This window comes from Bacteroides intestinalis DSM 17393 (genome assembly GCF_000172175.1).
In the GTDB taxonomy this organism is placed as follows: domain Bacteria; phylum Bacteroidota; class Bacteroidia; order Bacteroidales; family Bacteroidaceae; genus Bacteroides; species Bacteroides intestinalis.
Window position 1 is genome coordinate 985,443 of the sequence record NZ_ABJL02000008.1, and the last position, 14,888, is coordinate 1,000,330.

A 14,888-nucleotide genomic window follows, 5' to 3' on the forward strand; every position below is an offset into this window, starting at 1 on the left:
AATAAGACAGAAATTCTAATATATATTCATTTCATCCACAAAATCCCTCTTCCACTAAAAAGGACAATATTGCTATTATTTGAACGATTGTATTATCGAATCTAAAAGCTAAGCATTATTTTTGTACCACAATCAGTAATAAAAATACTATGAGAAACGTCATACTGTTAACATTTTACATACTAATAGGAAATATATTCAGTACATCTCTTTATGCAGATAACAGCATAAAATTACATGCATCGCACATATCCATTAATAAAGGAATGCATCAGTCGACAATTCATGCCATGTATCAGGATGAGTTCGGAATGATATGGTTTGGTACCAAAAGAGGATTAGTAAGATATGATGGAACTCAAATGAAATTCATACAAAAACTTTATAATGACATTCCCGATGCAGAAGAGTTGGTACGTTCCATTACGGGGGATCAAAATGGCAATATTTATATAGAGACACGTTCAGGCATTATAGAGTATAACATAAAACAAGATCATTTCCGTAAAATAACCCCTTATTCACAATGCATGTACTATTCGGACTCTTGCTTATGGATAGGGTATAAAAATACAATCTACCAATGGAAGAACAATATATTAAAACTACATTTACAGTTACCAAAGGAATCTTGCATTATAGATTGCATCACTGAAACATCCAAAGGAAATCTGTACATAGGCACCAGAGACGACGGTATATTCCTTATCAGAAGGAATAAAGACACAAAACAGATGTTAGCGAATATCAACCAGATACGCCAATTATACATTGATTCAGAACAAAAGATATGGGTCGCTACCCGAAGGAACGGATTATTCCTCATAGATAGTGATGAAAATATCAAAAATTATAATTATTCAGAAAACAGCAATAATTGCATATCAAGTGACATTGTACGATCTATATGCGAAGACAATGCAGGTAACTTATGGATTGCCACTTTCAATGGATTAAATAAATATGATAAAAAAGAAAGAAAGTTCCTCCAATATGAGTTTATTAACGAAAATGCCTATACCCTAAATGATGCATCTATCTATTGCTTAATGAAAGATCAACAAGGAACTATTTGGAGCGGTTCGTTTTATGGTGAAATAAATTGCTTTCACCCGGAGCACAGTACATTCTCCTATCATTTTGTCACTAAAGATATAATGCCATCCTCCCCATCTAAACATGCAATCTTCGGAAAAACAGTAGAAGATAATGAAGGGAATTTATGGATGGCAACAGAACGAGACGGATTATATTTTTTCAATACACACACCAAAGCTTTGAAAAAGCTACCATTCACAGACAACGTGCAAACCTTATATCTGGATAAACCCAAAAACATCCTATGGATCGGAACATTACTTGGCGGACTAAAAAAATATGATCTGCAAACTCAATCCACTCAGGTATTTCTCAGAAACGTATTACACAACAATAGCATCAGAGAAATTATCCCTTATAATGATTCCCTTATCATAGCTACGCATAACGGCATCAGTATATTTGATACTCATACAAATAAAAGTACCATCCTCTCTTCAGAACAGATAGATTTACAGAGAATGTCTGTGACAACCATCCTATTAGACTCCCAAAAACAACTATGGATTGCTGTTCAGAATCAATTACTTTGCTACAACCTGCTCAATAAATCATGGCAGCATATTTGTATTCGCAAATCGGAGAACTGTATAGTCAACAAGATTATTGAGAATCGGAATGGGGATATCTTAATAGGAACCTCCAGACATGGAATATTCCGGAAAAGAAAAGGAGAAGCAGAATTAGAACCCTTTGCCACAGATGCCATCTTAATGAAAGACATTATAGATATGTGTGAAGATAAGTATGGTGGTATTCTTATTGTTACCAATGAAGGACTCATTTATATAAATAATGAAGAAGAAATTACTAATATTGATAAAAACCGATTCTTATCTACTTTCCAGGTAAATAGCAACTGCTTATTTCTGGACCGAAACAATAATGTCTATTTAGGAGGAATCAATATGTTCTGTTCATTCCCTTTAAAGCAAATTTTCAACAAACCAGAGCATTATCAAGTAGGTATATCTGAATTCTCCGTCAATGATACTCCCTTGGAGGTAGACTCAAGCGGAAAAACACTTAAGCAATCCATTCTTTACACTAACAGGATTGAATTGCCTTATGATCAGCATGCCATAGGAATCAGAGCATATACCAATAACTATGCCGCCTCTTTTACCTGTGGCATTAAATATAAACTGGAACCTTTTGACAAAGAATGGAAACGCACCAATAGTTTAAATGAAATAAACTATACCAATTTATCACCAGATAAATACATCTTATATATTCAAGGAGATGTAGCCTTGGCCAATGGAGAATTTCCGGAGCGCAAACTCGATATCATAATAAATCCTCCTTTTTATCAAACCCCTCTAGCCTACATATTATATGTTCTATTAACTATTCTATTACTATACGAAGCATACCAAGTAATCATCTTACGTTCATCTCTAAAAATAGAAAAGGAACAGAAGCGAAATATGGAGCAACTCAATCAAAGCAAACTACGTTTCTTCACTAACATATCTCATGAATTCAAAACACCTTTAACACTTATATCCAATCAAGTCGAACTATTATTACAGAGTAAAAATATACCTCCAAAGCTAAATACTAAATTACTGAATATTTGGAGAAACATCACCAGATTAAATCAACTCATCATAGAACTGATGGAATTCAGAAAACAAGAACAGGGTTTCACTCCTTTAAAGGTAAACTATTATAATTTAATAGACATAGTGAATAATGTGGTAGACTCTTTCAAAGAGTATGCACAAACAAGAAAAATAAACCTAACTTTACTTGCCGGACAAGATGATATTTCTTTCTATTTTGATAAGCAGTTAATTGAAAAAGCACTATTTAATTTGTTATCCAATGCTTTCAAATTTACTCCAGAAAATGGCAATATCTTCGTACGATTAAAATATGAAAGCATGAAAGTTTCATTGGAAATCTCAGATACAGGTGTAGGCATTAATGCCAAAGAGTTAGAAAATATATTCATCCGGTTTTACCAAACAGATAATACTTGTTTCACTAATAATATCGGAACTGGAATCGGCTTGGCTTACACAAAAAATATAGTAGAGGCCCATAAAGGAGTAATCACAGTTAAAAGTATTAAAGGAAAAGGTAGTTGTTTCACTATACAACTGCCTACTGATATCCAATATCCTCCCAGCAATATTCAGGAAAATTTGCCTATCATAGAAGATTACAAGCTTAATGTAGCTGGTTTCATCTCCACAGATACACAGGAAGGAGGAGCAACAGAAGAAAGAAAGGAAAATAGTGAAAAGCATTATAAGCTATTAATTATAGAAGATAACCAGGAACTCAGGCAACTACTCACAGAAGTCTTTTCTGACCTCTACAATGTCGAAACAGCAGAAAATGGTAAAAAAGGATATGAAAAAGCTCTCTCTGTTATACCCGACATCATTATCAGTGATGTTGTTATGCCGGAGATGTCCGGAACAGAGTTATGTCAGAAATTAAAAAACAATATAAAGACCTCTCACATTCCCATCATTTTATTAACATCACAAACAGCTTCTGAATACATTATTGAAGGTCTGAAAATTGGAGCAGACGACTATATATGCAAACCTTTCAGCATTAAACAATTGATTGTCAGATGTAATAACTTAATCAATCTACGCAGAACATTACAACAAAAATATGCTAAAGAAAGCAATTCCAGCAGTGAATTAATTGCCACATCTACATTAGATCAAGTTTTATTAGATAAATCTATCGAGCTAATTGAAAATAACCTAGAAAATCCTGTATTCAGTGTTGATTTCCTGGCACAAGAACTTTGTATAGGACGTACCAAATACTTCACGAAAATAAAAGCAATAACAGGTATGACACCTAACGAATTTATTATAAACATTAAACTTAAATTAGCTTACCGAAGAATTGAACAACAACCGGATATCTCTATTACAGAACTCGCCATGCAATTGGGATTCAGTTCTACCAGCTATTTCATAAAACGATTTAAAGAATTTTCCGGAATGACACCTAATCAGTATAAACAAAAGATAAATGAGAATGGCACATCATAGCAAATTATCCTTCCTCCACCTGCATCGCCACAATCTCCTGCAAAACGCTAACAGCCGTTTCTACATTCTTCACATCTTTTACCAACATACTACGACGGGTATTCTGCTCACGCAGATCGCAACGGCGGGTATATTTCATCATATAAGCAATGACTTTACCGAACGCCTGGCTCTGATAATACGGGCTATCCGGATTAGAAACAAAGAACAATGACATACGTCCTCCCTTGAGAAAAACTTTCTCTGCACCAAGACGTGCAGCAAGGCGGCGTAAAGGTACAATCCGTAGTAGTTCTTCCGTTTCTGACGGGATAGGACCAAACCGGTCTATAAGACGAGTACGGAAGTCCTCCACATCTTTATCCAACGTCAAACTATCTAATTCGCGGTAAAGCAACATACGCTCACTACTACCCGTAACATAAGTGGCAGGAAGCAACAATTCCAAATCACTCTCTACCTGACATTCATCTACAAATTGCTCTCCACTGATGACGCCCCCCTCTGCTTTCAGTTCTTCGGCATAAAGATCTGCAAATTCATCCGTCTTCAGTTCATGTACAGCTTCTGATAGTATCTTCTGATAGGTTTCATAACCCAGATCGGCAATAAAGCCACTCTGTTCCGCACCAAGCATATTGCCTGCACCACGAATATCGAGATCCTGCATGGCTATATGAATTCCACTACCCAGGTCACTGAAATTCTCAATAGCTTGCAGACGACGCCTTGCTTCAGGAGTCAGGGAAGAAAGCGGAGGAGCCAACAAATAGCAGAATGCTTTCTTATTGCTTCGTCCTACACGACCACGCATCTGATGCAAGTCGCTCAGTCCGAAATTCTGTGCCTGATTGATGATAATGGTATTGGCATTCGGAATATCAATGCCGCTCTCTATAATTGTAGTGGCTATCAGCACATCATAATCATAATTGACAAAGCCGAAAATAATCTTTTCCAATTCGGTCGGCTCCATTTGTCCATGCCCGATGGCTATACGGCAATCCGGAATATGCCGTTCAATCATCGCTTTTAATTCAGGCAAATTAGAAATGCGGTTATTTACAAGAAATACCTGTCCGTTCCGGCTCATCTCAAAGTTGATAGCATCCACTATAACTTCCTCATTAAAGGTATGCACCTCAGTCTGAATAGGATAACGGTTTGGAGGAGGCGTTTGAATAACGCTCAGGTCACGTGCCCCCATTAATGAGAACTGCAATGTACGCGGAATAGGCGTGGCCGTCATGGTCAAGGTGTCTACATTGACCTTCAACTGGCGCAACTTCTCCTTAACGGATACACCGAACTTCTGTTCTTCATCAATAATCAGCAACCCCAAGTCCTTGAATTGTATGTCCTTACCTAAAATCCGATGTGTACCGATAAGTATATTCACATCACCTGCCGCCAATCCTTTTACGACCGCTTTTGCCTGAGCTGCCGTACGGGCACGACTCAGGTACTCCACCCTACAAGGCAAATCTTTCAAACGCTCTTTAAACGTCTGGAAATGTTGGTAAGCCAACACGGTGGTAGGTACCAGAACCGCTACCTGTTTATTGTCCGCCACAGCTTTAAAAGCAGCACGAACTGCCACTTCTGTTTTACCAAACCCCACGTCTCCACAAACCAGACGATCCATAGGACGGTTACTTTCCATATCCGCTTTTACATCCGCCGTTGCTTTACTTTGGTCTGGTGTATCTTCGTAAATAAAAGATGCTTCCAGTTCCCGTTGCAAGAAACTATCCACACTGAACTGAAAACCTTTTTCCTCACGACGCTGAGAATACAATTTTATGAGGTCACGGGCAATATCCTTAATTTTGGTCTTAGTACGCTCTTTAAGTTTCTCCCAAGCTCCCGTACCCAATTTATTCAAACGGGGAGCCTCACCATCTTTTCCTTTATACTTTGAAACTTTATGTAATGAATGGATAGAAACAAAAACTACATCTTCATTCTGATAAACCAGTTTCATCACTTCCTGCGTTGTATCACCGTTAGGAATACGCACCAATCCGGAAAAGCGTCCCACACCATGATCGGTATGTACCACATAATCTCCCGGTGTAAACTGATTCAACTCTTTCAGACTCAGAGCGACCTTGCCACTACGTGCCTTATCACTTTTGAGATTATATTTATGAAAACGGTCGAATAACTGATGATCCGTAAAAATGCAAAGCCGCAAGGCATTATCGGCAAAACCTTCATGCAACGTGCGCTCTACAGCTGTAAAAGCAATCTCTTCTCCCCTGTCTTCAAAAATGGCACGAATACGGTCAGTCTGCTTCATACTATCACTACAGATGTAAAGCGTATACCCTTTCTCCATATACTCTTTGAAGCTTTCGGCCACCATATCAAAGTTTTTATGGAATATAGGTTGAGCAGACGTATCGAATGTCACTGTAGCATCCGGTGTCCCGGTTGGTTTGTTACCGAACTCCATACGGCAAAAGTCCAACGCACGAAGCGTAAACTCACTTCCATCAATCAGCTTTCCATCCAAAGTAATACAACCACTTTCTTCCGCTTCGCGGGCAGCAATCGCTTGTGGGGTAAGTGTTTCATCGTGTACAGTCTGAATACGTTCACGCAGCCAAAGCAGATCACGCATTGCCAATACAGTATTCGCCGACAGAAAATCCAGGAAGGAAACCATACCGCTTGCATCCCCCTGTTCCAAACTACGGCTCAAATCCGGCACGATAACAATACTGTCTTTCCTTTCTTTAGAAAGTTGCGTTTCTACTTCAAACGTACGAATACTTTCTACTTCATCACCAAAAAAGTCTATACGATATGGAAATTCGGAAGAGAAAGAAAATACATCAATGATACTACCACGTACAGCATACTGCCCCGGTTCATAGACATAGTCCACATACTCAAAACCATAGCTACGCAAGACTTCCGTAATAAAATTCGTATCCACATTTTCCCCTGTATGCAATTTCAGAGTTTTATCTCCCAGTTCCTTCCGGGAAACCACCTTTTCTGCCAAAGCATCGGGATAAGTCACAACACAAAGTCCTTCCTCTCCTTTTTGTAAGCGGCTCAACACTTCTGTACGCAGAATTTCATTGGCCGCATCTTTCTGCCCGTATTTTATTGCCCTACGAAACGAAGAAGGAAAGAACAAAACTTTCTCAGTTCCCAGTATTTGTGTTAAATCATGGTAAAAATATCCTGCCTCTTCCAGATCGCCCAGAATAAAAACAAAAGGAAACTCTCCGCGTTGCACCAGCACGGATGAAAACAATGAAGCGGCAGAGGCACACAGCCCCCCGCAAAAAAGGGTGCGGACAGACGGATCCTTCAGCAGGCCACTTATAGCTTCCACATTGGAGTGAGTGGCATATCGTTGTTGTAGCTCGGTAATTGTCATCATAACGGGCGCGAAATTACTAAATAATCCTTAGATTTATTCGTATGTGACAGAAAACACTTAACTTTGTTCCCAATTAGAACCCCCTTTTATGAATATGCAGACATCGGACAGCATCGTTATCATTCCCACATACAACGAACGGGAAAACATCGAGAATATTATCCGCGCCGTTTTCGCCTTGGAAAAAGTATTCCATATCCTTATCATTGAAGATGGCTCGCCTGACGGCACTGCCAGCATCGTCAAAACGTTGCAGCAAGAGTTTCCCGAACGCTTATTCATGATAGAGCGGAAAGGAAAATTAGGGTTAGGTACTGCCTACATTGCCGGGTTCAAATGGTCTCTGGAACATGATTATGAATACATCTTCGAAATGGATGCTGATTTCAGCCACAATCCGGCTGACCTTCCCCGTCTATATAAAGCTTGTGCCGAAGAAGGTGCCGATGTTGCCATCGGTTCGCGGTATATCAGCGGAGTCAATGTGGTAAATTGGCCCATGGGACGTGTATTGATGTCCTATTTTGCCTCCAAGTATGTGCGTCTTATTACGGGTATCCCTGTACAAGATACAACAGCCGGGTTCAAATGCTACCGTCGTAGGGTACTGGAAACAATCGACCTCGATGGTATCCGTTTCAAAGGTTATGCTTTCCAGATTGAAATGAAATTCACTGCCTATAAATGCGGCTTCAAGATAGTAGAAGTCCCGGTTATTTTTATCAACCGTGAACTGGGCACTTCAAAAATGAACAGTAGTATCTTTGGAGAAGCTGTCTTCGGGGTTATCAAATTGAAAGTACATAGTTGGTTTCACAAGTACCCGAAAGCTGTGAAAAATGGTTAGTGATTAACGATAAATGATTTAGCAGAAGATGAAAAGAACTCTGATACATAACGCTACAATAGTTAACGAGGGACATTCTGTGCAAGGTTCCATAGTAATTGAAAACGGAAAGATTGCCGAGGTGTTGACTTATGGCAAAGAACTGTCCGCCCCTTGTGATGAAACAATAGATGCTACCGGCTGCTGTCTGCTTCCGGGTATCATTGACGACCATGTACATTTCCGTGATCCGGGACTGACCCATAAAGCGGATATCTTTACCGAAAGCCGTGCCGCCGCCGCCGGTGGTGTCACTTCCATCATGGACATGCCGAATACACAGCCATTGACTACCACTCTTGATGCACTTGAACAGAAATTCGATCTTTTGAATGAGAAGTGTATTGTCAACCATTCCTGCTACTTCGGTGCCACCAATAATAATTACACAGAGTTCAGTAAGCTGGACAAACATCGTGTATGCGGCATCAAACTCTTTATGGGTTCCAGCACCGGTAATATGTTGGTAGACAAAAGTAACAGTCTGCTGAACATTTTCAACGGAACAGATATGCTGATTGCAACTCATTGCGAGAGCCAGGAGATTATCAAAAAGAATACTGAATATTACAAGGAAATGTTCCGTAACGCACCGGAAATCCCAATCAGCAAACATCCCAACATACGTTCTGTAGCAGCGTGTTATTCCTCATCACAACTTGCTATACGTATGGCAAGCCTAGCCGGTGCACGCTTGCATGTGCTGCATGTTTCTACTGCAAAAGAATTGCAACTGTTCAGTGATGCTCCATTGGAAGATAAACATATTACAGCCGAAGCCTGCATTGCACATCTGCTATACCGCCAACAGGATTATAAAGAACTGGGAACCCGCATCAAATGTAATCCTTCCATTAAGAAACAAGCTGACCGCGATGCCTTACGGAATGCAGTCAACACCGGAGTTATCGATGTCATTGCTACCGACCATGCACCTCACCTGCTCAGCGAGAAAGAAGGTGGTGCCTTGAAAGCAATGTCGGGTATGCCAATGATTCAATTCTCCTTGGTCAGTATGCTTGAACTGGCGGAAAAAGGCATTTTTTCTATCGAAACCATTGTTGAGAAAATGTGTCATGCCCCTGCCCAGATATATGGTATCTGCAATCGCGGTTATATTCGCGAAGGCTATCAGGCCGACCTCGTACTTGTCAGTCATGGCGAACGTTGGGAAGTCAATACTGAGAATATACTCAGCAAATGCGGATGGAGTCCGCTCGAAGGTAATTCTTTCCGTTGGAAAGTAGAAAAGACATTTGCGAACGGACATCTGATATATAGTGACGGTCAAGTAGATGATACTTACCGCGGTGAAGAACTGAGATTCGATTATTAATACTAAAATTTAGCGATGAATAATTCAGTGGATAAGGTATTGACGTATACCATTCACGAGGTTGCTCCATATATCAACTGGATATATTTCTTTCATGCATGGGGTTTCCAACCCAAGGAAAAAGAACGTGCCAAAGCGGCTGAAGCCATGCAGCTGTTTAAGGAAGCAAACCAGATGCTCAACCAACTGGATAAAAATTATCATGTCCACATTATTTTCCGTCTATGTGAAGCCAATGCCGATGGAGATAATCTGATACTGGATGGAAAGCTTTTTCCTTTACTCCGCCAGCAGATCCCACATCCGGATGGCAGTCCCTTTCTTTGTCTTAGCGACTTTGTACGTCCGCTATCTTCAGGTATTCCTGATACGGTAGGTATTTTTGCTGCATCGTGTGACGGAGAAGTGGAACTTCTATATGAAAACGATACCTACAAACGCATGTTGGTGCAGACACTTGCCGACCGGCTTGCCGAAGCAGCAACAGAGAAGATGCATGAATACGTACGCAAGGTTGCCTGGGGGTATGCTAAAGATGAGAACCTTTCTATTCCGGATTTGTTGAGAGAAAAGTTCCAGGGCATACGACCTGCCGTAGGCTACCCCTCCCTGCCCGACCAGTCTGTTAATTTCCTATTGAACGACTTGCTTCATATGGAGCAAATAGGTATTACTCTGACTGAGAATGGAGCTATGCGTCCGCATGCCACAGTCTGTGGACTGATATTGGCACATCCGGCTGCACGCTATTTCGCTGTTGGCAAGATAGGTAATGACCAACTGGAAGATTATGCACGACGCAGGAAGATGTCCGTAAAGGAAATCAGAAAATTTTTGGCTGCAAACCTGTGATTATCCGACTTCCTTTGCGACTAACAGTACAAAAGCAATTCAAGAAGCAAGAAAAAGACGATGGAGAATGTAGAACAAGAGTTCCTGTCCGTAATACGGGAGTATGAACGCGTCATATACAAAGTGTGCTATTTGTATACTACGCCGAATGCTACCCTGAACGATTTATATCAGGACGTTGTACTCAATCTGTGGAGGGCCTATCCCAAGTTCCGACGGGAGTGTAAAGTCTCCACATGGATTTACCGCATCGCTTTAAATACTTGTATCAGCTTTATCCGTAAAGAAAAGAACATCCCCGAAATCGTGACCTTGAGTCAAGATTCCGACCGGATGGAAGAATTGGACGAGACACAAAACATGTTAAAGCAACTCTATCGGATGATCAACCGATTGGGACAACTGGAAAAATCCATAATTCTGCTTTACCTGGAAGAAAAAAGCTACGAAGAAATTGCTGAAATTACCGGTCTGACAATAACAAACGTCGCTACCAAAATCAGCCGGATTAAGGACAAACTTAGAAAAATGAACAAGGAGGAATAATATGGAACTGGATGAACTGAAGAAATCTTGGAACGCGCTGGACGAGCAATTGAAGAAAGAGCCGATTGCCGACGAAAAGCAGATTGCGGGCATGATTGCCGAATATAAGGCAAATGCACGCAAAAGCATAGGGCGTCTTACGGGTTGGCAGCGCTTCTCCATAGGCATCGGAGTAGTAGGGCTTGCTCTCCTTCTGGTTATTTGGTTATTGCCATCCATTTTTCAAATCACCGAAGAATGGCAACCTAAGATTAATACACTCGTAATCTTTGTTGGAATCAGTATTCTGATAGGTATCTGGTGGGATCATAAAAACTATCGCTGGATAAGGAACACAAGGATTGACGAAATGCCCGTAGCTATTGTCAGTAAGCGCATGGCCAGTTTCCGCCGATGGACAAGGTATGAGATTATCGCCATTACCGTATGGGTAATTATATTCAATGTTCTTAATTATTGGGTGATGGGATATTATAAGGCATCCTTTGGCGTCCAGGCTACCCTAATCGCATTCTTTGTGCTCTGCGATGTTGCCATCATTTACCTGTTATACAAGAAAGTAGCTTATAAACATCTTAACGATATCAAGAAGAATATAGAAGAATTAGAAGATATATGCACAGAATAACCTTACTCCTTATCCTTTTTCTACTGATCCCTGATGCGTACATCTATTTTATGTACATTATCCGGAAAACCAAAAACATCTGGTTACGTATTATCCACTGGATACCTACCCTCTTATTAATTTCAGGTTACTTTCTGTTGATGCAAGGCATAGGTGAAAATGCAATGGCACACCATGCCCAGGCCATTGGAAGACTGGCAATTGCCATTTTCCTGTTTGCCATCCCCAAAACGATATTTATGATATGCTCACTGGTGGGATTACCTTTCCATTATCTACTGCGCTGGCCCCGTTCGCCATTTACAGCCGTAGGATTGGTGCTGGGAGTAGCCAGTTTCTTCAATATTCTTTATGGCACACTGGTAGGCATCAGTAAGTTTGAAGTAAAAGAAATAGAATTCCATCACCCGAACCTACCTAAAGCATTCGACGGATACCGCATCGTACAGTTATCTGATATACATATCGGCAGCTGGATAGAAAATGAAAAGCCTATCCATGAATTGGTAAAATTGGTCAATGAGCAAAAACCTGATTTAATTGTGTTCACCGGTGACTTGGTGAATCAACGCAGCTGTGAGCTGGAAGGTTTTCAAAATATTCTGTCACAACTGCATGCCAAAGATGGAGTATATTCTATTTTGGGTAACCATGATTACGGAAGTTACTACCGTTGGAAAGACCTGAAAGAACAGGTGAATAACATTGACAACCTGGTGCGTATGGAAAAGGCAATGGGATGGGAACTACTGAATAATGAACATACTACATTATACCATCAGGGAGATAGTATAGCCCTTATTGGTGTGGAAAATGATGGAGAACCACCCTTTTCCCAATTTGCCGACTTAAAGAAGGCTTCTGAAGGAACAGACGGCATGTTTCGTGTTTTGTTGAGCCACAATCCTACCCATTGGCGGCGGGAAGTATTGCCAGACACAGACATTGAGCTGATGCTTGCCGGACATACTCATGCAATGCAAGCCATTATGTTCGGTCATTCACTCGCTTCACTGATTTATCCCGAATGGAGAGGAATGTACACAGAAGGAGACCGGGGATTATATGTCAATATAGGCATCGGCTATGTCGGATTGCCATTTCGCTTTGGAGCATGGCCCGAAATTACGGTGCTGACGTTGCGTAACTAATACGTAATAAGATTTTCATTCATACCCAACAAAACGTTGCTTACCTTCTTCAATATAGAAGATTTGTTCTTCTTTGCCCCGAGTAAGATTACGCAACCACAATAAAGCTCCCTCCGGTATATTCGTATGAATCAATTCATAGGTAGTAGCTATCTGTTTGCCAAGTGATCTCCAGCCCATCACACCATCTTGATAGAAAAGTTCATAGCTATTACCGGGCGTAATAAAATTATCGTCATTACGGGGAACAAACAATATTTTCCTGATCCAAGTAGGATTTTGTAAATCAAACGTTACTGTGCCATTTGCTTCCTCAGAAAAGAAAAATGTAAGCCAGTCACCATCATTCGCTTTATCCATAGCATGTGCAGGATTGCCATCAACAGGAGGACAACCTAATATAGCCTTTGAAGAAATTGCCACATCATCATGAATATTCTCATAAAAAGCCAACTCTGCAACCTCCGCACGCCAACCATCACGGGGAACAAAACGTACATAACGGTAAGGGCGTGAAGGATGGGATGGATAAAAGTTTACATTCACCCGAGGTGTATCCGCAATACAATACAAAATTTCCTTATTGCGGAAATTTATATCATTGCTTCCTTCTATTTTAGAACCGGTCATCCACGACATATACTCAAGAATATGATTCTGCAATGGATACTTTCGTTTAATAGACAGAGAAACATTCTTGTCCATATCCGGGACAAAAGTCCGTACCGTATCATCCTTTATCATAAACGGATAACCACATGGCTGGAAAAGCCCTTTCTCATTGCACAAAGGCTGGTAGATGACTCCCGGCTCAATATTCCTCACAATAGCCTGATCACCATCCCGCAAAGCTACGTCCACCGGAACATAACCGAAAGGTGTAAAAATTCCTAAAGCCACAAATTTACTTTTAACCTTCCCATCTATCCTAACTGGATACTCATTGCTCCCGAAATATTCTTCTGTCACGTCTTTCAACAAAGGATTCCGAACCACTGAAGGAGTACTATTATCCTTATATACTCCCTGATATTTCTCCTCTTGAATTCCATACTGCATACGATAAACCTTCCCCTTTTTACGTCCATCAGTCATTCCGACTGCCAGATCACGGGAATCCATGTACCAAAAGGAAAGGGGTTTTCCATCCGTGTTTTTAAGTATATTCCAGACATGTGAATTCTGATTGGAAGGAGAATACAGATATTCGTCTATCCCCACAGGAAAACCCAACGACCGGAATATATATACTGTATGATCCGTCGTCTCCTTACAAGTGCCCAACCTGTATTTCAACAGATATTTAGCCCCCAAATGCGGTAAATCAAAATCTGAATTAGGAGAAAAAGGGGTTTCATACTTCAAGAATTTATTCAAAGCATCGGCAGCTTCGAGGATATTCTCACCCTGATAAAGAGAATCCAGTATAGGATGGTAATGATCATAATAAGCCTTCCGCCAACTTTCCAAAGGTTCATCACCCACACGATATGGTAATATCCATTCACAAAAATCATCAAACGAATAGTATTTAGCCCAAGACACCCTATTCCAAGTTTCGAAGGCTACGTCTATATTCTCTATCAAAAGAGCAGCTGTCATTCGCTGCACATCCTGTAATATGGGCAATGATTTATAATTAAAAGACTTCCACTTTCTTTTCCTCTCACTATCCGGAATATACCCATCTCCCAACGGAGCAGTAGCCAGTACAGCCTTCACACTATCCAGCCGCGCATCCTCATAACCATAATGGTAAGGCATATTCTCAATCAGAAAGCATGCTGCCTTATACTTAAGACTATCATCTTTATAGTATTGAAGTACCTTTTCCAACTCTGTTCTATTTTCACCGGCCAAGGTCAAAGCCCATTCCAAACGGTCTACAGTACCCATACATGAAAAAAGAGATAAAAATACAACTATCAGAAAAAAGTTCCTATGCATAATTCTGTCATTATT

The 14,888-nt window shown here is 40.4% G+C and carries 9 protein-coding genes; 7 read left to right on the top strand and 2 right to left on the bottom strand.

The window, feature by feature from the left end; genetic code table 11:
- Positions 1 to 149 precede the first annotated feature (149 nt).
- Positions 150 to 4,127 carry a hybrid sensor histidine kinase/response regulator transcription factor gene (locus BACINT_RS13415; RefSeq protein WP_007663975.1) on the top strand — a complete coding sequence of 1,326 codons (3,978 nt, stop codon included), beginning with the start codon at positions 150 to 152 and terminating at the stop codon, positions 4,125 to 4,127.
- A gap of 4 nt (positions 4,128 to 4,131) precedes the next feature.
- Here BACINT_RS13415 and mfd read toward each other — a convergent pair whose 3' ends face one another.
- Positions 4,132 to 7,524 (bottom strand): transcription-repair coupling factor, encoded by a 3,393-nt coding sequence (gene mfd / locus BACINT_RS13420; protein WP_044155253.1) that lies wholly within the window; start codon positions 7,522 to 7,524, stop codon positions 4,132 to 4,134.
- 97 nt (positions 7,525 to 7,621) lie between these two features.
- Here mfd and BACINT_RS13425 point away from each other — a divergent pair, with 97 nt between their 5' ends.
- The 6 genes from BACINT_RS13425 to BACINT_RS13450 are packed head-to-tail and all read left to right on the top strand — an operon-like array spanning position 7,622 to position 12,926.
- Complete coding sequence (locus tag BACINT_RS13425) at positions 7,622 to 8,374, top strand: polyprenol monophosphomannose synthase (RefSeq protein WP_044155254.1); 753 nt, start codon at positions 7,622 to 7,624, stop codon at positions 8,372 to 8,374.
- Between the two features lie 28 nt (positions 8,375 to 8,402).
- The gene (locus BACINT_RS13430) at positions 8,403 to 9,749 is read left to right on the top strand and encodes a dihydroorotase (protein WP_007663980.1); all 1,347 of its coding nucleotides are present in this window, start codon (positions 8,403 to 8,405) and stop codon (positions 9,747 to 9,749) included.
- 15 nt (positions 9,750 to 9,764) lie between these two features.
- Positions 9,765 to 10,601 (top strand): vitamin B12 dependent-methionine synthase activation domain-containing protein, encoded by an 837-nt coding sequence (locus BACINT_RS13435; protein WP_007663981.1) that lies wholly within the window; start codon positions 9,765 to 9,767, stop codon positions 10,599 to 10,601.
- Positions 10,602 to 10,661: 60 nt separating this feature from the next.
- Positions 10,662 to 11,147: an RNA polymerase sigma factor gene (locus BACINT_RS13440; protein WP_007663982.1), complete on the top strand. Its 486-nt coding sequence runs from the start codon at positions 10,662 to 10,664 to the stop codon at positions 11,145 to 11,147.
- 1 nt (position 11,148) lies between these two features.
- The gene (locus BACINT_RS13445; RefSeq protein ID WP_007663983.1) at positions 11,149 to 11,775 is read left to right on the top strand and encodes a hypothetical protein; all 627 of its coding nucleotides are present in this window, start codon (positions 11,149 to 11,151) and stop codon (positions 11,773 to 11,775) included.
- A complete protein-coding gene (locus BACINT_RS13450) occupies positions 11,763 to 12,926 on the top strand; it encodes a metallophosphoesterase (RefSeq protein WP_007663984.1) in 1,164 nt (387 codons plus the stop codon). Before BACINT_RS13445 ends, BACINT_RS13450 begins: the two co-directional genes overlap by 13 nt.
- Positions 12,927 to 12,941: 15 nt before the next feature.
- On the opposite strand, the gene BACINT_RS13455 is transcribed toward BACINT_RS13450, so the two are convergent.
- On the bottom strand, positions 12,942 to 14,822 hold the full coding sequence (locus BACINT_RS13455) for a hypothetical protein (protein WP_007663985.1): 1,881 nt from the start codon (positions 14,820 to 14,822) through the stop codon (positions 12,942 to 12,944).
- Positions 14,823 to 14,888: the final 66 nt, after the last annotated feature.